This window comes from Halanaerobium salsuginis, from assembly GCF_900114545.1.
GTDB classification, from domain to species: domain Bacteria; phylum Bacillota; class Halanaerobiia; order Halanaerobiales; family Halanaerobiaceae; genus Halanaerobium; species Halanaerobium salsuginis.
This window is the reverse complement of sequence record NZ_FOTI01000098.1, coordinates 1-1,183: the sequence shown is the minus strand read 5'-3', so window position 1 is coordinate 1,183 and position 1,183 is coordinate 1. Positions and strand designations below refer to the sequence as shown.

Annotated in this window: 1 protein-coding gene and 1 riboswitch; the gene reads right to left on the bottom strand. The window is 27.1% G+C overall.

Annotation, left to right across the window (positions count from 1 at the left end; genetic code table 11):
- Positions 1-188 precede the first annotated feature (188 nt).
- Positions 189-728, bottom strand: coding sequence for an ECF transporter S component (locus BMZ74_RS14310; RefSeq protein ID WP_089862880.1), 540 nt, complete (start codon positions 726-728; stop codon positions 189-191).
- Positions 729-889: 161 nt separating this feature from the next.
- A riboswitch (FMN riboswitch) is annotated at positions 890-1,005 on the bottom strand.
- Positions 1,006-1,183 lie beyond the last annotated feature (178 nt).

Genomic DNA, 1,183 nt, shown 5'->3' with positions numbered 1-1,183 from the left:
CTAAGTATTTAAGAGTAATTCAAAAAAACAAAGAGATAACATGATTCAAACGGTGCTATTTAGATTTCACAACATTTGTCAAAGAACCAAAAAAGATTAAAAAACTCACTGATAAATTTATCAGTGAGTTTAAGTTTAACTTATTTTACTGTTAACTAAATCAGTTTTCTTATGTATAAACTAATTTATTATTTAATTAAATTAGCTTTTTTTAAAGAATTTAAAACTGGACGATAGAGTAAAAAAGTAAAAATAGAGTTCAAAACACTTTTAATTAAATTAAATGGCAAAAAAGCTGGCAGCATTAGTTTAACAATCTCTGAGCGAGGATAGCCTAAATAAATTGGAGTTATTAAATAATTCCACAGCAGCATAATAATTGTCATAGTTATTGAACCAAGCAATAATCCTAAAATAGCTCCTTTTTTACTTTTGTTTTTTTGATAGATATATGCTGCCAGGCAGGCGAAAGATGCTGTAGAAATAATATTCATAAAAAATCCAATGATACCAGTATCACTAACTGTAAACATTTCTAATAGAGCAACTATAAAAGTAACCATCAAAGATGATAAAGGGCCAAAAATAAAACCAGCAATTGTTATAATAATATCTTTCGGGTCATAACGTAAAAATAAGACTATTGGAATTCTACCAAAAGTCATTACAATAAAAGCTAAAGCAGCAAAAACAGCCAACATAGTTAATTTTTTGGTGTTTGTTCTCATTAATTATCAACTCCCTATAAAATAAAAACACCTATTAAAATAAATCTAATAGGTGTAAGGTATTTCAATTAATAGTAAGAACAAAATCCAAATTAAGTTGCTAAATATTTTTAATTTAAAGCATTTAACAGCTAGCAAAAGATACTCAATTTTGAATTTAGCTAAATCTTTTTCCATCCAGACTATAACTGTCGGTTTTGGAATTCCACCAAATCAACTCATAAGTTCGCGGACTTTTACCGCCGTTTGGGAATTTCACCCTACCCCAAAGATTTATCCTAAAGTATTAAATTATATTAATTATATCACTAATATTTTACTTTAACAAGACTTATTGAAGTTTAGTGAGCTTTAAATTAATTAGGTTCATTGTAAAATCAAATGCAACAGACAAAAAAATTAGAACCATAGCTAAAAACCTAGTATGATATAAGTGACCAAACAAAATCATATGG